The organism is Streptomyces sp. NPDC086080 (genome assembly GCF_044540255.1).
In the GTDB taxonomy this organism is placed as follows: domain Bacteria; phylum Actinomycetota; class Actinomycetes; order Streptomycetales; family Streptomycetaceae; genus Streptomyces.
The window spans coordinates 84,534-103,957 of record NZ_JBITRU010000027.1 but is presented as its reverse complement, the minus strand read 5'-3'; the positions used below and the strand labels follow the sequence as shown (position 1 = coordinate 103,957).

At 70.7% G+C, this 19,424-nt stretch carries 15 protein-coding genes and 1 pseudogene; 7 read left to right on the top strand and 9 right to left on the bottom strand.

Features of this window, described 5'->3' with window-relative positions; genetic code table 11:
* Window positions 1-215 precede the first annotated feature (215 nt).
* Both ACIF9R_RS27655 and ACIF9R_RS27650 read right to left on the bottom strand, forming a co-directional pair.
* Window positions 216-1,298, bottom strand: a complete 1,083-nt coding sequence (locus ACIF9R_RS27655; RefSeq protein WP_399985085.1) for a sugar phosphate nucleotidyltransferase — start codon at window positions 1,296-1,298, stop codon at window positions 216-218.
* 96 nt (window positions 1,299-1,394) lie between these two features.
* The gene (locus ACIF9R_RS27650) at window positions 1,395-2,798 is read right to left on the bottom strand and encodes a peptidoglycan recognition protein (protein WP_399985084.1); all 1,404 of its coding nucleotides are present in this window, start codon (window positions 2,796-2,798) and stop codon (window positions 1,395-1,397) included.
* A gap of 129 nt (window positions 2,799-2,927) precedes the next feature.
* Between ACIF9R_RS27650 and ACIF9R_RS27645 the strand changes: the two genes are divergently transcribed.
* From ACIF9R_RS27645 to ACIF9R_RS27630, 4 genes are all read left to right on the top strand, one after another.
* Entirely contained in the window at window positions 2,928-3,689 is a 762-nt protein-coding gene (locus ACIF9R_RS27645) for a TIGR03089 family protein (RefSeq protein ID WP_399985083.1), read from the top strand.
* A 309-nt stretch (window positions 3,690-3,998) separates the two neighbouring features.
* Window positions 3,999-5,201 carry an LCP family protein gene (locus tag ACIF9R_RS27640; protein ID WP_399985082.1) on the top strand — a complete coding sequence of 401 codons (1,203 nt, stop codon included), beginning with the start codon at window positions 3,999-4,001 and terminating at the stop codon, window positions 5,199-5,201.
* A 242-nt stretch (window positions 5,202-5,443) separates the two neighbouring features.
* Window positions 5,444-7,237 carry an LCP family protein gene (locus ACIF9R_RS27635; protein ID WP_399985081.1) on the top strand — a complete coding sequence of 598 codons (1,794 nt, stop codon included), beginning with the start codon at window positions 5,444-5,446 and terminating at the stop codon, window positions 7,235-7,237.
* A 592-nt stretch (window positions 7,238-7,829) separates the two neighbouring features.
* Window positions 7,830-9,404, top strand: coding sequence for an LCP family protein (locus ACIF9R_RS27630; protein WP_399985080.1), 1,575 nt, complete (start codon window positions 7,830-7,832; stop codon window positions 9,402-9,404).
* A gap of 56 nt (window positions 9,405-9,460) precedes the next feature.
* Here the strand turns inward: ACIF9R_RS27630 and ACIF9R_RS27625 are convergent, their stop codons facing one another.
* Window positions 9,461-10,498 carry a glycosyltransferase family 2 protein gene (locus tag ACIF9R_RS27625; RefSeq protein ID WP_399985079.1) on the bottom strand — a complete coding sequence of 346 codons (1,038 nt, stop codon included), beginning with the start codon at window positions 10,496-10,498 and terminating at the stop codon, window positions 9,461-9,463.
* A gap of 128 nt (window positions 10,499-10,626) precedes the next feature.
* Here ACIF9R_RS27625 and ACIF9R_RS27620 point away from each other — a divergent pair, with 128 nt between their 5' ends.
* Entirely contained in the window at window positions 10,627-12,102 is a 1,476-nt protein-coding gene (locus ACIF9R_RS27620) for an LCP family protein (RefSeq protein ID WP_399985078.1), read from the top strand.
* Between the two features lie 176 nt (window positions 12,103-12,278).
* Here the strand turns inward: ACIF9R_RS27620 and ACIF9R_RS27615 are convergent, their stop codons facing one another.
* On the bottom strand, window positions 12,279-12,836 hold the full coding sequence (locus tag ACIF9R_RS27615) for an acyl-CoA thioesterase (RefSeq protein ID WP_399985077.1): 558 nt from the start codon (window positions 12,834-12,836) through the stop codon (window positions 12,279-12,281).
* Between the two features lie 120 nt (window positions 12,837-12,956).
* Between ACIF9R_RS27615 and ACIF9R_RS27610 the strand changes: the two genes are divergently transcribed.
* Entirely contained in the window at window positions 12,957-14,228 is a 1,272-nt protein-coding gene (locus ACIF9R_RS27610) for an LCP family protein (protein WP_399985076.1), read from the top strand.
* 36 nt (window positions 14,229-14,264) lie between these two features.
* On the opposite strand, the pseudogene ACIF9R_RS27605 reads toward ACIF9R_RS27610, so the two are convergent.
* The 5 genes and pseudogenes from ACIF9R_RS27605 to ACIF9R_RS27585 all read right to left on the bottom strand — a co-directional run.
* Window positions 14,265-14,673: pseudogene (locus ACIF9R_RS27605) on the bottom strand (IS200/IS605 family accessory protein TnpB-related protein); the annotation flags it as partial.
* A 30-nt stretch (window positions 14,674-14,703) separates the two neighbouring features.
* Entirely contained in the window at window positions 14,704-15,627 is a 924-nt protein-coding gene (locus ACIF9R_RS27600; RefSeq protein WP_399985075.1) for an IS3 family transposase, read from the bottom strand.
* Entirely contained in the window at window positions 15,624-15,881 is a 258-nt protein-coding gene (locus ACIF9R_RS27595) for a transposase (RefSeq protein WP_399985106.1), read from the bottom strand. Before ACIF9R_RS27595 ends, ACIF9R_RS27600 begins: the two co-directional genes overlap by 4 nt.
* A complete protein-coding gene (locus ACIF9R_RS27590) occupies window positions 15,851-17,197 on the bottom strand; it encodes an IS200/IS605 family accessory protein TnpB-related protein (protein WP_399985074.1) in 1,347 nt (448 codons plus the stop codon). The genes ACIF9R_RS27595 and ACIF9R_RS27590 overlap by 31 nt, the downstream gene beginning before the upstream one ends.
* A gap of 445 nt (window positions 17,198-17,642) precedes the next feature.
* Window positions 17,643-18,011 carry a four-helix bundle copper-binding protein gene (locus tag ACIF9R_RS27585; RefSeq protein WP_399985073.1) on the bottom strand — a complete coding sequence of 123 codons (369 nt, stop codon included), beginning with the start codon at window positions 18,009-18,011 and terminating at the stop codon, window positions 17,643-17,645.
* A 230-nt stretch (window positions 18,012-18,241) separates the two neighbouring features.
* Between ACIF9R_RS27585 and ACIF9R_RS27580 the strand changes: the two genes are divergently transcribed.
* Window positions 18,242-19,405, top strand: coding sequence for a phosphatidylserine/phosphatidylglycerophosphate/cardiolipin synthase family protein (locus ACIF9R_RS27580; protein ID WP_399985072.1), 1,164 nt, complete (start codon window positions 18,242-18,244; stop codon window positions 19,403-19,405).
* Window positions 19,406-19,424: the final 19 nt, after the last annotated feature.

The window sequence follows — 19,424 nt, the reverse complement described above, 5'->3', positions numbered from 1 at the left end:
TCGGCCGCGGGAGCGGCGGTGGCCGCGGCGCAGCTCGGCCGCGGGAGCGGCGGTGGCCGCGGCGCAGCTCGGCCGCGGGAGCGGCGGTGGCCGCGGCGCAGCTCGGCCGCGGGAGCGGCGGTGGCCGCGGCTCGGCCGCCGGCCCGGGTGCTACACCCGCCCCCACCGAAGGGACGCCGGCGCCGCAGGCATACGACCGGCCAGCCGCACCCGCCCTACTGGTCCGACGAGAATCGGAGGGCGCCCGCTGGGATGGTCGCGTCGCACCAGACCCTGACGCCCTCCCGGAGTTCGTTGTGCGCGCCGATGACCGCGCCGTCGCCTATGACCGTGCCGGTGAGGACGGACCGTTCGCCCACTCTCGCCCGTGTCCCGATCAGCGAGTCGGTGACGACCGCGCCCGGTTCGATGACGGCCCCCGGAAGGATCGTGCTGCCGAAGACGCGCGCGCCCTCCGCCACGAACGCGCCCTCGCCCACCACCGTCCCGCCCGCGAGCTTCGCGTCGGCCGCCACGGTCGCCGTGGGCAGCACCAGACGGTCACCGCAGCGTCCCGGCACCGCCGGAGACGGGGCTCGCCCGAGCACCAGGTCCGCCGAGCCCCGTACGAACGCCGCCGGCGTCCCCAGGTCCAGCCAGTACGTCGAGTCGACCATCCCCTGCAGGTGCGCCCCTGCCGCGAGCAGCCCCGGGAACGTCTCGCGCTCCACCGACACCACCCGCCCCGCCGGAATCGTGTCGATCACGGAGCGCCGGAAGACGTACGCCCCCGCGTTGATCTGGTCGGTGACGATCTCCTCGCGGGTCTGCGGCTTCTCCAGGAAGGCGAGCACCCGCCCCGTCCCGTCGGTCGGGACCAGCCCGTACGCCCGAGGGTCCGTCACCTTCGTGAGGTGCAGCGAGACATCCGCCCCCGTCGTCTCGTGCGTCCGCACCAGCGCCCGGATGTCCAGCCCCGTGAGGATGTCCCCGTTGAAGACGAGGACCGGTTCGTCCGGCCCCGAGTGCAGCCGGGACGCCACGTTCCGGATGGCGCCGCCCGTACCGAGCGGCTCCTCCTCCGTGACGTACTCGATGTGCAGCCCCAGCGCCGACCCGTCGCCGAAGTACGGCTCGAAGACCTCGGCCAGATAGGACGTGGCCAGGACGATGTGCTCGACGCCCGCCGCTCTCGCTCTCGCCAGCTGGTGCGTGAGGAAGGGCACCCCGGCCGCGGGAAGCATGGGTTTGGGCGTGTGCACCGTGAGCGGTCGCAGTCGCGTGCCTTTGCCGCCGACCAGGAGGATCGCTTCTGTCACCTGTCGTCTCTGCTTCCTGCCGGGACCGGCCGAACTGTCTTTCGGCCGGCCAGTGTATGCAGACCGTTCCCCGGCAGGAGGGACGCCCGGCCCGCCTCAGCGGCCCTGGTAACCGGCCGCCTTGGAGCGCGTGGTGCCGAGCTTCTTGTACAGCTTCCCCCCTGGGCACGAGGTGTTGAACCCGTCCCGGTGACCGGAGATCACGTTCAGTCGTACCTTCTTGCCCTTTCGGTAGAGATTGCCACCGCCGGACGTCAGATATGTCTTGGCCCGCGGATTCATGCCGTGCAGTCCCAGCTTCCAGGCGGTGAGCCGGGAGATCGCCTTCACGGCGGACTTCGACGGCTTCTTGGAGCCGTAGGAACCGATCAGCGCGATGCCGGTGGAGTTGCTGTTGAACCCCATGGTGTGAGCGCCCTTCACGGCCTTCGCCACTCCCCCGGCCCGGCCCTCGTAGATCCTCCCGCACTTGTCGACGAGGAAGTTGTAGCCGATGTCCCGCCAGCCCAGGCTGCTGACGTGGTACCGGTAGAAGCCGCGGATGAGTGAGGGCGCCTGGGAGCACGTGTAGTTGTTGCCGGAGGCGGTGTGGTGGACGAAGGCGACCTTGACCTTGCCGGTGTACGTGAACTTCTTCTCCCGCAGACCTTCGTTCGCCCCCCAGCCACTCCGGGTGACGATGGCGGGCCGCGGCCCGATGTACGGCTTGGCACGCTGCTGCTCGGTCAGTTCGGGCCCGCGCAGGGTGACGAGGTCCTGCCGGGTCCGCTCGGCGTCCAGGGCAGGAATCTCGGTGGCGCCGGGCGGGGCGAGCCCGGCGTTGGCCTCGGAGGCGGCGATCGCCCCGGCGCTCAGGGCAGCCGCACGGCCGTCCGCGGCCTCGCCCGGGGCCGGAGCGGCGGCGTCCGCTTCCCCGGGGTCGACGAGTTCGAGCCGCATCCCGGACGGCAACGCCGGGGATGCGCCGGCACCGGCCTCCCGGGCCCCGGAGTGGTCCGCGCCGGGTTCCCCGGGCTCCGGCCGCACCCGCACCTCCACACCGTCCGACTCCCCCACCCACAGCGGCGCCGTGGCCCCCCGCACCCGCCCCGAGGCGGCTTCCGGGGAGCCGGGATCGGCCGCGTGGTCGGCGTAGTGGGTCTCGACGTCCTGCCAGTCGGACCAGCCACCGGTGCCGACCGCGCGCGTACGGACCTGGACGCGGCCGTGGAGTTCGGCCCCGGAGTCGTCCCAGACGACCCCGAGGAGGGAGAAGTGCCGTACGGCACGGGGGGCGAGGCCGATGACGGAGGTGCCGGAGGCACGGTCATGGGTGAGGGGTCCCAGGGGCAGCGACTGGGTGCTGCCGGGGACGTCGGACGGGGCCGTCATCGCTGCGCGCGTGGCCGCTTCCGCCGTCGTCGCCGGTCTCGCGTCCGCCGCGACGGCGGGCGGAGCGAGCGGGAGGGCGAGGGCGGCGGCGCAGGTGACACCGATTGAGGAAGCAAGAATTCCACGCATGCCCCTGATCTTGAACATAGTCAGACAAATCTGTCCATCGGGGAATTGACGGACTGTTGGAGCGGGTTCCGCCGAACCGGTGCACCGGGCGGACGGTGCGCGGGAGCGGGGCGGCGTACTCTTGCGCGGGTGAACGCCACCGACCGCACCGCTGCCGACCTGCTGGGTTCCGCCCTCGCCGCGGACCCGGGACGCCCCCTGGTGACCTTCTACGACGACGCCACGGGCGAACGTGTCGAATTGTCCGTGGCCACCTTCGCCAATTGGGTGGCCAAGACGGCGAACCTCCTCCAGGACGAACTGTCCGTGGAACCCGGCGACCGGGTGGCGCTGCTGCTGCCCGCGCACTGGCAGACGGCGGTGTGGCTGCTGGCCTGCGCGTCGGTGGGCGTGGTCGCGGACGTGGCAGGCGACGCGGCGGCGGCGGACGTGGTCGTGAGCGGTCCGGAGCCGGAGTCGCTGGAGGCGGCGCGGGCCTGCCCGGGCTCCCGGATCGCGCTGGCGCTCCGGCCGCTCGGCGGACGCTTCCCGCAGCCTCCGGAGGGCTTCGCCGATTACGCCGTGGAGGTGCCGGGGCAGGGCGACCGGTTCGTGCCGTACGCGCCCGTCGACCCGGAGGAACCGGCACTGATCGTGGCGGGCCGGGAGTTCACCGGGGCGGAGGTGGTCGAGCGGGCACGGGCCGAGGCGCCGGAGCTCGGTCTGACCGGACCGGCCTCGCGGATCCTGTCGGGGCTGTCGTTCGACACCTGGGAGGGCCTGAACACGGGTCTGTACGGACCGCTGGCGACCGGCGGCTCCGTGGTCCTGTGCCGGAACCTGGACCGCCTCGGGGACGAGGCCCTGGACAAGCGGGTGGAGAGCGAGCGGGTGACGGTCATCGCCCGCTGACCGCCCCGCCACCGTTCCCCGCTGACCGCTCCCACCACCGCCCGCCACCGTTCCCGCCGTCGCCCCACCACGCCTCCCTCCATCGCCCCACAACGCTTCCCACCACCGCCGCACAACGCCTCCCGCCATCACCCCACCCACAACGCCGCCCACCACCGCCGGGGCGCCTCGCCGGCGAGCCGCCCCGTCCCCCGTTCGGCGTATCAGCACCCGCCACGCCCCCGACGCCCGGGTCATCGTCGTGGGAAGCGGCACACACCACACCCGTACGCCGTCCCGTCCCGTACGCAGCGAGGGGTGGACCCGGCCATGAGCGACACCGCAGGCACGCCCTCCGGGCGGCCGGGGGCCGGACCTGCCCCGGTCCCGGGTACGGGTTCCTCGCCCACCGGCCTGGGCCGGACCCGGCGCCGTCGGCGCTGGGCGCTCGCCACCGGGCTGACGGTCGCCGTCGTGCTCGTCGCCGCCGCGGCCGCCGGGTGGGCGGTGTACATGAAGCTGAACGGGAACATCACGCCGGACGAGGCGGCGGCGGCCGAACTCGCGCGGTTCGAGAAGGACCGGCCCACCGCGCTCGTCAAGGACGCCCAGAACATTCTGGTGATCGGCTCGGACTCGCGCGCCGGGGACGAGAACGGCCGCTACGGGCGGGACCCGGGGACCGAGCGCTCGGACACGGCGATCCTGCTGCATCTCTCGGCGGGCCGGCGCAGCGCCACCGCGGTGTCGATACCCCGGGACCTGATGGTGCACGTCCCGGACTGCCGGCGTCCGGATGGGGGACGGTCCGAACCGATGTTCACGTTGTTCAACTCCGCCTTCGAGGTCGGCGGTTCCGCCTGCACCATCCGCACCGTCGAGAAACTCACAGACATCCGTGTGGACCACCACGTGGTCGTCGACTTCGACGGCTTCAAGGACATGGTGGACGCGGTGGACGGCGTCGAGGTGTGCCTGCGCGAGCCCATCGACGACAAGGACGCGAAGCTGACACTTCCGGCGGGCCGGGTGACGCTGACCGGTGAACAGGCGCTCGGCTATGTCCGCGCCCGCAAGACCCTCGGCGACGGCAGCGACACCGGCCGGATGGAACGGCAGCAGCGGTTCCTCGGCGCGCTCGTCAACAAGGTGCTCGGCACCGACGTTCTGCTGAATCCGGTGAAGCTGTATCCCGTTCTGGACGCGGCCACCTCCTCCCTCACCACCGATCCGGGGCTGGCCAGCCTGCGGGGCCTGTACGAACTCGCCCGCGGACTGCGTGACATTCCCGCCGAAAACGTGCAGTTCCTGACCCTGCCCCGGGAGCCGTACACCGGGGACGTCAATCGGGACCAGCTCGCACAGCCCGCGGCGGCGGAACTGTTCGAACGGCTGCGCACGGACAAGCCGGTGAGAGTCGATACGGAACGTGACGGGAAGACCACGGAGAACGAGTCCGGGGAGCCGTCCGGGACCCCCTCCCCGGCACCCACTTTCCCGGGGAACACCGCCGCCGAGGACACCTGTACGTAAAGCCCTCCCCAAACCAACTCCGGGATGACACACCTTTGTCCAGGGAAATGGGCGGATTGCCCCCTTGTGAGGACGTGCAATTCGTCACCGCCGTCGCCCTGGGACGATCAGGACCGTTAGTGTGAGCGCTCCGGTGCGTCCGTTCCTCAGGCCCGTCCTGAGATCACGCACTGTGTGACCAAGACTCGAGCGCCTGGGAGGGGTAAGGCGCCGCGTGGCCCCGACGGAGGATTCGAGCAACCGTGGACGCGCAAAGCCGTGGGCGGGGAGAGAACGTTGATCCCGCAGACCAGTGGGTCCTCAATCCGGACACCGGCGAATACGAACTGCGACTGGGCCCTTCCGCAGCGCAGTCGCCGATCCCCGGCCCGCGGGGCCCGCGCCGCTCCGGCGGGGGAAGCCCCGGCCCGGAGTCCCCGCGTGGCCGTTCGGCCGCACCGGGGCGTTCCTCCGAGCGGTCCGGCCGCACGGTGCCGGGACGGGAGACGCCGGAGCAGGAGACGCCGGACCGGGAGGTGCCGCCGCAGCGCAGGCGCCGGGGCGCGCCGGAGGAGCCGCCCGCGCGGCGCGGGCGCCGGCCGGTGAAGAAGAAGTCGAAGGCGAAGAAGGTCCTGCTGTGGACCGGCGGCACCATGGCGTTCGTGGTGCTCGCCACCGCCGTGGGCGGCTATCTGTATCTGGAGCACCTGAACGACAACCTCACGACCGTTTCCGACGACGGCGCCGGCACGGGTGGCTTCAGCAAGGACAAGGCGATCAACATCCTGCTGATCGGCACCGACAAGCGCACGGGCTCGGGCAACGAGGGCTACGGCGACAAGGGCAGCGCGGGGCACGCGGACACCACGATCCTGCTGCACGTGTCCAAGGACCGCTCCAACGCGACCGCGCTGAGCATCCCGCGTGACCTGATAGTCGACATCCCCGACTGCCCGACGGAGCAGGAGGACGGCAGCCAGGAGGTCATCCCGGGCGAGACCGGCGTCCGCTTCAACACCAGCCTGGGCCAGAGCGGCCGTACGCCCAGCTGCACCATGCGCACTGTGACCGAGCTGACCGGGATCAAGCCGGACAACTTCATGGTGGCGGACTTCAACGCGGTCAAGACGCTGACCTCGGCGGTCGGTGGCGTCGAGGTCTGCCTGGCCAAGGACATCGACGACCCGGACTCCCATCTGAAGCTGCCCAAGGGCACCCACACCATCGAGGGCGAGGAAGCCCTGGCCTTCGTGCGCACCCGTCACTCGGTGGGCCTGGGCGGCGACCTGAGCCGGATCGGGCTGCAGCAGCAGTTCCTGAGCGCGCTGATGCGCCGGCTCAAGTCGAACGACACGCTCACCAGCCCGGGCAAGATGGTCAAGCTGGCCGAGGCGGGCACCAAGGCGCTCACCGTCGACTCCACACTGGACAGCATCAACAAGCTCAAGGACCTGGGTCTGGAGCTGGGCAAGCTCAACGTCAAGAACCTGACCTTCACCACCGTGCCGGTGCTGGACAACCCGGCGGAGACGGTGAAGGCGACCGTCGTCCTCAACGAAGCGAAGGCCCCCGAGGTCTTCGACCTGATCCGCAACGACGTGTCGTTCACCGAGGTCAAGCAGCAGAAGAAGAAGGAGAAGGCGGCGGTCGCCGCCCGGCTGAAGGGCGAGAAGTCGGCGGCCTCCGAGGTCCGGGTCCGGATCCTCAACGGCGGTGCCGCCGCGGGCAGCGCGCAGTCGACGCTCAGCTGGCTCCAGGTCGAACAGGGTGTCACCAAGTCGGAGAACGCGGGCAACGCCCCGGCGGAGCTGGCCAGGACGACCCTCGAGTACGCCCCCGACCAGGCCGACCAGGCACGCCGGCTGGCCGAGATCATGGGGCTGTCCGGAGCGGCGATGAAGCCCGGGGAGAGCGTCACCAACTCCCAGGGTGTGCCCGCGATGACACTGACCCTCGGCAAGGACTTCAAGGGTGCGGGGGTGTCGCTCACACCGCCGGACAAGGCGCCGGACGACATCGAGAAGTCCACGGCGGACAAGGTGGAGTGCGCCAAGTAGAGACCTGACGGTCCCGTCGCGTTCCTTCACTCCGCGGCCGAACGGATATCGGCGAGCCCTGCCACTGGAGACGCTCTGCCACTGGAGACGGGCCCCGGCGGCCGCACGGACGGCTCCCGGTCGCCGGAATTCGTTGAAGTCACCGCGTATTCCGGGGCAACTGACGGGCCCGTCGTGCGTCTAACAGGACGCAGGACGGGCCTGTTCACCGAAGCGAGGAGTTTCCAGGGGTGGGAAGGACGGGGGAATTGAATCCTCCCCCAGCTGAAGCAGGGGGATTCCTGGCTCACGCCGCCTGCGGGTCAGCGACCCGACAGGTCTTCCACGATCAGCACCAGCCGGGTTGAAACCAGCCCGGGGTCATACGGCAAAGCTCGGAGGTGCATGTGCGGTCTTGGTTCTCGATCAGCACGACGTACGCGCTTGGTTCTCGCAACGTACGGCGTGCAGTTCACCCGGCCGGGTGGGCGGTCTTTCGCCTTGACGGCGAAACCCCGTTTCCTGCCCTGCTTCGCAGGGGTCCGATTCTCCCCCGCAAGCGGGAGGTACCCCCACCCCGGCCTGAAGGCCGGGGCATCCTCGGGGGAGCCAGGTGACGCAGAACGCCACGCGGGAGACGCTCCGTGACGAGGAGCGCGCGCAGGGTCCGGACGAGGGCCCGCCCGCCGGCGTCGGCGGACCCCGCCCGCGGCGCGCCCGCCGGCTGCTCAAGTGGTCGGCCGCGGTTCTCGCCCTGCTGATACTCGGCGCTGCCGGGGCGGGCTACGTCTACTACCGGCAGCTGAACTCCAACATCAAGAAGGACGCCCTGAACCTGGGCGACCACAAGGTCGCCAAGCCGACGCCGAACGCGGCCGGACAGACACCGCTGAACATCCTGCTCATCGGCAGCGACGCGCGGGACACCGAGCAGAACCAGCAACTCGGCGGCGCCCGGGAGACGTTCGGCTCGGCACCGCTCGCCGATGTGCAGATGCTGGTCCACCTCTCCGCCGACCGGACCAACATGTCCGTGATCAGCATGCCGCGCGACACCCTGGTCGAGATCCCCAAGTGCACCGACCCGGACGACGGAACGGTGTACCCGGCGAGCGACGGGCGCACGATGACCAACCAGAGCCTCGGACACGGCGGTCCGGGCTGCACCGTGGCCACCTGGCAGGAGCTCACCGGCATCCACATCGACCACTTCGTCATGGTCGACTTCGCGGGGGTGGTGGCCATGGCCGACGCGGTCGGCGGTGTTCCGGTGTGCGTCGACGCCAACATCCACTCGCGCGACGGCCAAGGGCACGGTTCCGGGCTGAAACTGGAGAAGGGCACCCACCCCGTCAAGGGCGAGCAGGCCCTGCAGTGGCTGCGTACGCGCTACGGCTTCGAGGACGGCAGCGACCTCGCCCGCGCCCGGGCGCAGCACATGTACATGAATGCGATGGTCCGCCAGCTGCGCGAGAACGCCACCCTGAGCAACCCCAACAAGCTCCGCAGACTGGCCGAGCGGGCCACCGAGGCGCTCACCGTCGACCCCGGGCTCGACACCGTGAAGAAGCTGTACGACCTGAGCAACGAGCTGCGCACGGTGAAGCCGGAGCGCATCACCATGACCACGATGCCCAACCGGTACGTGGGCGCCCGCGTGGAACCGACCGAGGACGCCGACAAGCTGTTCCGTCTGGTGCGCGAGGACATCGCCCTCGACGGCAGGGACGCGAAGCCGGAGAAGACCGCGGAGAAGCCCCCGTCCGACCCGGCGGCCGACGACGCCGACATCGCCGTACAGGTCCGCAACGGAACCCGCACCGACATGCTCGCGGCCGCCCCCGGGCGGGCCGGAACGATCGCCGGGTTGCTGCGGGAGCAGGGCTTCACCGGTTCCACCGCCGACACCGTCGGCGCCGTCAGCGAGAAGCGGACGGTGGTGCACTACCCGAGCGCCGATCTGGAGGGCGACGCCCGGCGCGTCGCCGAGGCGCTCGGTATCCCGGCGCGTCAGGTGAAGAGGTCCACCGACGTGTCCGGGGTCACCCTCGTGGTGGGCGCCGACTGGCGCGAGGGCACGCGGTACGAGGCTCCCGAGGAGGACGACACCACCCCCGAGTCGGCGAAGCCGCTCAACGGGGCCGACGACAAGGCCTGTATGCACGTCAACCCGGCCTACAGCTGGTGAACGCGAGGGGCCCCCGTCCCGGCCGGGACGGGGGCCCCTCGGTACTCCGTGTGCCGTCAGGCGGCCGGCGCGTCCGCGTGGACGGCGGGACGCCGGGAGGCGATGACCTTCTTCGCCAGCGAACGCGGGCTGGTCAGAAAGCCCCAGCCCCAGGACATGTGCATGGTGGCCAGCGCCACCGGGATCCGCAGCCGCGCCTTGAGCGGCAGGCCCTTGCCGGCCGGTACGGACCCGGCCGCGATCGCCGCGAGATACCCACCGGGCACCACCAGACCCCATGGCGTGAGCAGCGCCCCCACCAGGATCCCGGCCGCGATCGCGCACACCGCGGCCGGCGGGGCGAGGTAGCGCAGGTTGATGGAACCGGAGTGGTAGCGGGCCACCACGTGCCGCCAACGGCCGTAGTCCTTGTACTGCTTGGCCAGCGCCCGCACGCTCGGCCGGGGCCGGTACGACACCCTCAGTTCCGGCGAGAACCAGATCAGCCCGCCGGCCTCACGGATGCGGAAGTTCAGCTCCCAGTCCTGGGCGCGGATGAACTCCACGTTGTAACCGCCCTGCCGCTCCAGGGCCTCACGCCGGAACACACCGAGGTACACGGTCTCGGCGGGGCCGGCCTGTCCACCGGTGTGGAAGGCGGCGTTGCCGACACCTATCCGCGACGTCATCGCGGCGGCGACGGCGTGCTCCCAGTCGTTCTCACCCTCGGCGTGCATGATGCCGCCGACGTTCTGCGCCCCGGTCTCCTCGAGCAGCCGTACCGCGGTGGCGATGTAGTCCGGGGAGAGCATCCCGTGCCCGTCGACGCGGACCACGACCGGATGACGCGAGGCCTGGATCGCCGCGTTGAGGGCGGCCGGGGTACGGCCGGTCGGATTGGGCACGGTGTGCACCCGCGGGTCCTCGGCCACGAGTTCGGCGGCGATCTCGTCCGTGCGGTCCGTGGACGGACCGAGGGCGATCACGACCTCCATCTCGCCGGCGTACTCCTGGGCGAGAATCGCGCGGACCGAGCCACGCAGATGCCGCTCCTCGTTGAGGACGGGCATGATCACGGAAACGGCGGGGAGCCGCACGTCGGGATTGGCGTTCATAGGGGGCTCACGTTACCGCGAACGGGGGACACCGGTGCGCGCGCCGGGGGGCCGTGCCCCGGGCCGCAGATCGTATCGGCCTACGGTGCTCACGATGCCACGCACGGCCGTCGTCCGGAGGTGCCCCCTTGCCCACGCCGCCGCGGTCCCCCCGGCCCCGCACCGCACCCCAGCAGCCTCCCCGGCAGCCCCGCCGGGGCGTCCGGCCCTCCGCGGCCCCGCGCCGTAAGCCGCGCTGGGCCCTGCGCACGGTCACCACCCTGTCGGTCGTGGTGCTCGCCTCCGCCGGAATCGGACACGCGGTGCTCAGCGGCCTGGACGAGGACATCGCCCGGGTCGACCCGTTCCGCGACATGAAGAACCGCCCCGAGGCCGGTCACGGGACGAACATCCTGCTCGTCGGCACCGACGGCCGCGAGAGCATCGGCAAGAAGGAGCGGGAGAGGTACCGGCTCGGCGGGGCGCCCTGTCACTGCACCGACACGATCATGATCGTGCACATCTCGGAGGACCGGGACCGCGCCAGCGTGGTCAGCCTGCCCCGCGACTCCTACGCCGAGACGCCCCCGCACACCGACCGGGTGAGCGGAGAGCGGCACGAGGGGCATCCGGTCAAGCTGAACGCGGCGTACGCCGAGGGCGGGCCGCAGCTGACCGTGCGCACCGTCGAGAAGATGACCCGGGTGAAGATCGACCACTACCTCGAGGTCGACTTCACCAGCTTCATGAAGACGGTCGACGTGGTCGGCGGTGTCGAGATCTGCACCGACCGCCGGCTGAAGGACGGCCACACCGGCCTCGATCTGCCGGCCGGGCGGCACACCCTCAAGGGCGGTGACGCCCTGCGGTTCGTCCGTGCCCGGCATGTGGACGGCACCTCCGACCTCAGCCGGATGAGGCGCCAGCAGCACTTCCTGGCGGCGCTGGTGGACCGCGCCACCTCCTCCGGGATCCTGCTGAACCCGATGAAGTTCCGGGACGTGACCCGCGCGGTGCTCGGCTCGGTCCGTGCCGACCGGGGCTTCGGCACCGGCGAACTGCTGGACCTCGGCCGGGCGATGCGCAACTTCTCGCCGTCCTCCTCCGAGTTCACGACGGTGCCGATCGCGAAGATGGGCCACGTCGTCAAGGGCGTCGGATCGACGCTGAAGTGGGACACCGACAAAGCCGGGCACATCTTCGACGCGCTGCGCCGGGACCAGCCGCTCTCCGGGGGCCGTTCGCCCGACGCGGCGCTGCGGGTACCGGTGGACCCCCGGCAGATCCGCGTGCAGGTCGAGAACGGCACCCGGACCGTGGGCCTGGGCCGGCGCGTGGACGCGGCGCTGGCGGCGACCGGTTTCCGCACCACCCGTACCCCGGCCAACGCGGCCGAGCGGAACGTGGAACGCACGGTCGTCGTTCACGACCCCCGCTGGAACCGCTCCGCGAAATCCCTCGCCGCGGCCCTCCCCGGCAGCGAACTGCGCGCCGTGAAGGGCCAGGGTGCCACGCTGAAGGTGATCGCGGGCGCGGACTTCGAGAAGGTCCGCAAGGTGCGCGCCGAGGACCCGGGGCAGGGCGAGTTCGGTGTGGTGCGGGGGGACGAGGTGAGCTGTTCCTGAGCGGCGGGCGGGCGGCGGTCCGCCTGGTTCGTCCCGCCGAGGGGCTCGCCGCGGGCGGGTCCCGCGGTTTTTCGCCCCCGCCGCCCCTTCCCGTCCCGTTCCCGGGGGCTCCGCCCCCGGACCCCCTGTGCGCAGTTCCACGCGCCCCTTACCGTCCCGTCCCCGCGCCCCGTGTGTCAGTCCTCGAAGCCCTCGGCGGCCCGCTTCTCCCGCAGCTCCATGATGGCCCGGCGACGGGCCAGCCGGTGGGTGCGGCGGATCTGGGCCTCCTGGTAACGGCGCTTGTCCTGCTCGGTCTCCGATATGACCGGCGGCACCCGGCGCGGCCTGCCGTCGGCGTCGACGGCCGCGAACACCAGGTACGCCGAGCCGACCTGGGTGGCCGGCGTGGACTCGTTCCACCGCTCGGCCAGCACGCGCACGCCGACCTCCATCGAGGTGCGGCCGGTCCAGTTGACCTGGGCCTTCACATGGACCAGGTCACCCACGCGGACCGGCTCGAGAAAGGCCATCTCGTCCATGGAGGCGGTGACCGCCGGCCCTCCGGAGTGCCGGCCGGCGACCGCGCCCGCGGCATCGTCCACCAACTTCATGATCACCCCACCGTGCACCGTGCCCAGCAGGTTGGTGTCGTTGTGGGTCATGATGTGGCTGAGGGTCGTGCGGGATGCCGCGATGGACTTGCCCGGGATGTCCGGACTCTCCGTTGTCGCGGCCGGCGCCTGGTGTGTCATGGACTCCACCTTATGCCGCGGCGGGGTCCGCCCCGTTTTGTGTCGGCTTCGCAACAGCGCCGCTCCGATTTTCCGACGACCCTTGTGTGACGCACCGCGTGGACCTGCACACTGTCTCCCATGAATGATTGGCCCGAGGCACGGTCCGACGACAACCGCGGCAGCCGCTACGGACGCGGGAGCGCGAGCGCACAGCCCGAGAGCGCCCGTGTCATGCGGCAGATCCGCCGCGGCCCGGCGGCCCCTCCCGGGCAGGGTGCGTACGGCGGCGTCCCGCAGCAGCCGTCGTATGTGGACGGCAGCGGCCACGGCGGTTACGACAGCGGCTACAACACCGGCCAGGTCTACGGCTCCCCCGGCGGCGGTGGCCACGGCGCCGGCGGTGACGACGGCTACGGCCCGCAGCGCCCCGCGCCCGACTGGCGCCGCCGGATCAAGTGGACGGCGATCACGGTCGTGACCGTGCTGGTCGTGACGACCGTCGGTACGTACTTCTGGGCCGACTCCAAGCTCAACCGCGAGGTCGACCTGTCGAAGGTGATCGAGCGGCCCGAGAAGGGCGAGGGCACCAACTACCTGATCGTCGGCTCCGACAGCCGTGAGGGCCTGTCCGACGAGGACAAGAAGAAGCTGCGCACCGGCTCCGCCGAGGGCAAGCGCACGGACTCGGTAATGATCCTGCACACCGGCGACAACGGCCCGACCCTCATCTCGCTGCCCCGGGACTCGAACGTGGAGATCCCGTCCTTCAAGGGCTCCGAGTCGGGCAAGACCTACCCCGGCACCGGCCGCCAGGTGAAGCTCAACGCCGCGTACGCCGAGGACGGGCCCGAACTGCTGGTCCGTACGGTCGAGTTCAACACCGGCCTGCACATCGACCACTATGTGGAGATCGGCTTCGCCGGCTTCGCGAACATCGTGGACGCGGTCGGCGGGGTGGAGATGGACATCCCGCGGGACATCAAGGACACCAAGTCCGGCGCCGACTTCAAGAAGGGCAAGCAGACCCTGAACGGCGAGGAGGCGCTCGCCTTCGTCCGTACCCGGTACGCGCTGCCGGGCTCCGACCTGGACCGTACGAAGAACCAGCAGAAGTTCCTCTCGGCGCTCGCCGGCCAGGTGGCCACGCCCGGCACGGTCCTCAACCCCTTCAAGCTCTACCCGACCATGGGCGCAGGACTGGACTCCCTGATCGTCGACAAGGAGATGGGCCTGTTCGACCTGGCCGACATGTTCTGGTCGATGAAGGGCGTCACCGGAGGCGACGGAACGTCCATGAACATGCCGCTCGCGGGCAGCAGCGGTGGCAACCTGCTGTGGGACAAGGCGAAGGTGAAGCAGCTGGTGAACCAGCTGAACAACGACGAGAAGGTCACCGTCAAGGGCAACTGACCGTTCCTGGTCAGTGAGCAGAAGCGAGTCTGGGACTCATGTCTGCTCGCTGCGGACATCCCGAACGGTGTTGGGTGTCCTGGTCGCCAGCGTTCGCTCCGCGTCCGGCGGCCACGGATCGTGTCCGTGGTCCGGGAAGGCGGGGGCGGGGTTCCTCACGCCCGGGAGTCTTTGGTCCGGCCTGGGCGGTTTGATGCCCGTGCTCATCGCTCTGGTGTGCACGGGGCGGTGCCGTCTGACGCCGGACCGAATAGCCCTGGGCGCGTCGTCCGATCGCGATGCTTGCCGCATCGTGTCGGGTGGTGGTGCGGGTGGTGCTGGTCAGGGGTTTCTGCCAGTGCTGGACGCCCCAGCGGGAGGTGTAGGCGGGGTCGACGGCGATGACCGTGATGCCGGTGGCGTCGGCCATGGAGGTCAGGCGGGCGCGCAGGCGGCCGGTGGGCATGAGGTTCCCCCGCTGCGCGGGAGTTGCTGACTAGCTGGTCAGGGCGGGTTGACGTGGTTTCAGGTTCACCGGTTCGGCCGGTGCCTGGTTGGCGTAGTGCTTCTCCTCGAACTCGATGGGGCTGAGGTAGCCGAGGCGCTTCTGGATACGGCGGGGGTTGTAAAAGCCGTCGATGTACTCAAAGAGCGCGAGGTTCGCCTCGGCCCGGGTGGCGAATACGCGGCCGCGGATGCATTCCGTCTTGACGATGCTCCACAGGTTCTCGGCGAGGGCATTGTCGAAGGAGTCGCCGACGGAGCCCATGGACGCCTTGATCCCGGCTCTGACCAGGCGTGTTGTGAGCTTGATGGATGTGTACTGACAGCCGCGGTCGGCGTGGTGGACGAGTTCGCCGGGGGCGACCTCGCGGCTGGCCAGGGCGTATTCGAGGCTGCTGAGGACCAGGTCGGCGTCCGCTCTGGCGGAGGTTTCCCAGGCCACGACCCTGCGGGAGAACGCGTCTCTGATCGCCGACAGCCACAAGGGTCCCTCGAGGGTCGGGATCATGGTGAGGTCGGTGACCCACAACCGGTTCGGCGCGTCGGCGGTGAAGTCGCGTTGCACCAGGTCGGGGGCGGATTCGGCGTCCGGGTCGCGGGTGGTGAAGCCCTTGCCGTGCCGGCGTGGGCTGATCCCTGTGAGGCCGGCTTCCCTTATCAGCCGCTCGACGCGTTTGCGGCCGACGTGAACTCCTTCTCTCTTGAGGACGGCGTGGACGCGGGGCGATCCGTAGGTTCCGCCGGAGTCGGTGTGGACCTGACGGATCCGGCTGGTCAGTTCGACGTCCTGGCGGCGGCGTTCGCAGGGGTCCTGCTGAGCCCGGCGCCACCGGTAGTAGGTGGAGGAGGGGATGTGCAGTTCCCGGAGGGTGAGCTCGACCTCCAGGTTCTCGTGCTCGTCGAAGAGCGCGATCACCTGGGCCGGGTCGGGTCGAGCTGAGCCGCGAAAAAAGCCGACGCCGTCCGCAGGACCTCGTTCGACCGCTTGAGCTGGGCGTTCTCCTTGCGCAGCGCGGCCAGCTCGGCGCGTTCGTCGCTGGTCAGCAGATCATCACGCTCGCCGGCATCGGCCTCTGCCTGGCGGATCCAGCCGCGCAGGGCCTCGTGGTGGACGCCGAGTTCCTCGGCCATGCGGCGGATCACGGGCTTGGGCTCCGACGCGCGGTACATCCGCACCGCACGCTCACGCAACTCCAGTGGGTACTTCCTCGGGGCAGGCATCTACAGGGCTCCTCTCTACGAGTCCCATATGACCTGATGTCACCATCCTCCGCATCCCGGGGGAACCTCAGCATGCCGGAGATCAGGTGCCGGAACCGCTTCTTCCGGCCGTGTTTCTCGCGGGTCTTCTCGGCGGTGAAGTCAAGGTCCTCGACGGCGATCGCCTTCACACCGCAGGAGGTGGCCCAGTGCAGCAGCCGGGTCAGGGCGTGGCGGACCTGGGCGTCGCGGTGGTCGGCGGGGCCGGTCAGGTCGTAGAAGAACCGGCGCGGGTTGCCGAGGGGGTTGCCATGGGCATCAAGGCGCCAGGCGGCCAGGTGGTCGGCGTTGGTGTCCACCCCGATCACCCCGTGGGCGAGCGCCGTCGCCATCGGCACCGTTGGGGGTGCCGGGGTCTGCCAGGAGGCCGTCAAATACCAGCGTGCACGGCCGGTGTCATAGTGGATGCGGTAGGCGATGGCCCGGTTGGCTGCCACGCGGTCGGCCCACTCCTGCCCGCGGTGCGCGAACCGGATCCGGCCGGTGAGGACGTACCGGCCGTGCGGGGCGTTGGACAGTTCTTTCAGCGGGTTGGGCAGGCGGATGCTCACCTCACCGTCCGGGCTGATGCGGAAGGTCTCGTTTCCGAACTGTTTCCCGCTCTCCCCGTCCGCCTGCAGGAACCAGCGCTGCGCTTCCCAGCGTTGACGCCACTGGGATTCTGTGAGCCCGGCGGCGGGCAGGTGGTGGCGGGTGCGGGCCAGGCGCTTGCCGCCCCGCACCACATGCACCACCCCGGCCTCCCAGTCGGCTCGCTCCCGCGCCAGCCGGTCCTCCAGCACGCGCAGGCGGCGGGCCTTGGCATGCCATGCGCGCCTGCTGCGGTAACCACCCGGCGCCCGCTTGGTGCCCCTGGACCCGACCGGCAGTGACAGCCGGTGGGCAATCACGCCGATCCCCGCCTCCAACGACCGGATACGGGCCAGAGCGCAGCGGCGGGCCAGCGCCCACTGGTCATGCGTGGCCTTGGTGATCGACCCCGCCCAGCGGGCCGACGAGTGAGGCGTCAGCTCCCGCTTACGCACAGCCCACGCCCCGGCGTCATGGTCCAGACCATCCCGGCAGCGCGCCTTCAGGTCACGGCCGGCCAGCGCGCCCAGATGCGCGCCCACCCGTCGCAGCACCTCCTCATCGGCACCGGTCAGCTGCCCCAGCCGGGTACGGATCGCCACCCCCGACGGGCCGGGTACGACGAACGGCGCCGCGATCTCCCGCAGACCATCCACCGCCCCACCCCCGCCGCCGGCCCAGCCCCGAGAGGCCCGATCACCACACCCAACGAGCATCTCCCGCAAAGGTCACCCATTCGACAGGCGGACTCCCCTTCCAACCGCCGGAATGCGGCACGACAGCCCCGCCCGCCGCCAGTGCTCACCCGTATACGCCAGAACACTCCCGCTCAGCACAGTCCCAGCAGCTCACCACCCCTGCCACCGCGTCCCGGCACTGGGTCTCCTCCCCCCGTCGTGACCCCGTGGTGCAGCCGATCACGGTCTGTCGCTTGCGTTTCGGAGCGTCCGACACGTGCCGCTGCGGTCCGTCGCGCGATCGCCGCCGGTCCCGCCCCCTGCGGGCCGCGACAGGACCTCCGGCGGAGACGACTCGGGCCGCGACCGGCAGATTCCGCCGGCTTGACGGCTGCACCACTCGGCGGGACGCCGTCCGGCACGGTCACATCGTGCTGCCGGTCATGGCACGGCACATCTCGGAGCAGCGGTGACAGGACTCGGCGCAGCGCGTCATCCGGTCGTCGTCCGGCATGGACATACACGCCTCGGCGCACATGTCGCACGCCTGCGCGCACATCATGCACATCTCGTTCGCCAGCGGCGAGCGGCGCATCATCATGTCCGCGCAGATACGGGTCATCTCGGAGCAGTCCATGAGGGTCCGCATGATCGGCATCCGGGCTTCGCCACCCAACTGCAGACAGGAGCTCATGGTCTCCTCGCACACGGTGTGGCAGGACATGCAGGCCTGAACGCAGTCCTGCATCTGCCGGCTCATCGGTTCCGTCGTGGGGGGCCGCTGCTGGGTCATGGTTCCTCCCGGGGGACGGCGGGCACCGGCGATCGGCCCCCGCCCCTCCGTCCTACGCCCCTCGCCCCATGACCACCACAGGACGGCCCCGAGGGCCGCCCCTTCCGCTTGCCGTGGCCCGGGTACGGGATATCTGCTTGGAAGGACCGACAACGGCAACAAGAGGTGGTGCGCCCAGGTCGGACCGACGACGGGCAGGGGGCTCGACGAGCAGGACAGGGAGAGCACGCGTGGCACCACAGACGGACAGGAAGCGGCTGCGCAGACGGCTGGAGCGGCTCCTCGGCATCGCCGCGACCGAGGGCAACGAGCTCGTGCCGCTGCGCAACGGCGACCGGATCTTCCCCGAGATGCTGGCGGCGGTCCGCGCCGCCGAGCACACCGTCGACATGATGACCTTCGTGTACTGGCGGGGCGACATCGCGCGGGAGTTCGCCGAGGCGCTGGCCGAAAGGGCCCGCGCGGGCGTGCGCGTACGGCTGCTGCTGGACGGTTTCGGCGCCAAGGAGATCGAGCCGCGGCTGCTGGACGCCATGGCGGAGGCCGGCGTCCAGGTGGCGTGGTTCCGCAAGCCCACGCGGCTGTCACCGATGCGGCAGAACCACCGCTGCCACCGCAAGGTCCTGGTCACCGACGAGCACACCGCCTTCACCGGGGGTGTCGGCATCGCCGAGGAGTGGTGCGGCGACGCCCGGAACCCCGGCGAGTGGCGCGACACCCATGTCAAGGTCAGAGGGCCCGCCGTGGACGGGATAGCCGCCGCCTTCGCGCAGAACTGGGCCGAGTGCCACGACGACCTGTATGACGAGCACGACCGCTTCACCGCCCAGGAGCAGCCGGGCAACGCCACGGTGCAGGTGGTGCGGGGGTCGGCCAGCTTCGGCTGGCAGGACATGCAGACACTGCTGCGGGTGGTGATCACCTCGGCGCAGGAGCGTTTTCGGCTCTCCACGGCCTACTTCGCGCCCGACACCTACTTCATCGGCCTGCTGGCCGACGCCGCGCGCCGGGGGGTGCGGGTGGAGATCCTGCTGCCGGGGCCGCACACCGACCAACGGGCCTGTCTGCTGGCCGGCCGTTGGCACTACCAGACCCTGATCGACGCGGGTGTGGAGGTGCGGGAGTACCAGCCGACCATGCTCCACACGAAGATCATCACGGTGGACGGGGTCTGCTCCCTGATCGGCTCCAGCAACTTCAACCGCCGCTCCATGGAGCACGACGAGGAAGTCATGCTGGCCGTCCTCGACGAGGACTTCACCGCGCGGCTCGACGCCGACTTCGACGCCGACCGCGAACTGAGCGAGCCCGTCGACCCGGCCCGCTGGAAGCGCCGCCCCCTGTCCGAGCGCTTCGCCGAGGCGGCCGTCACCCCGATCCGGCGCTTCCTGTGAGGGCTCCCGGGACGCGTCG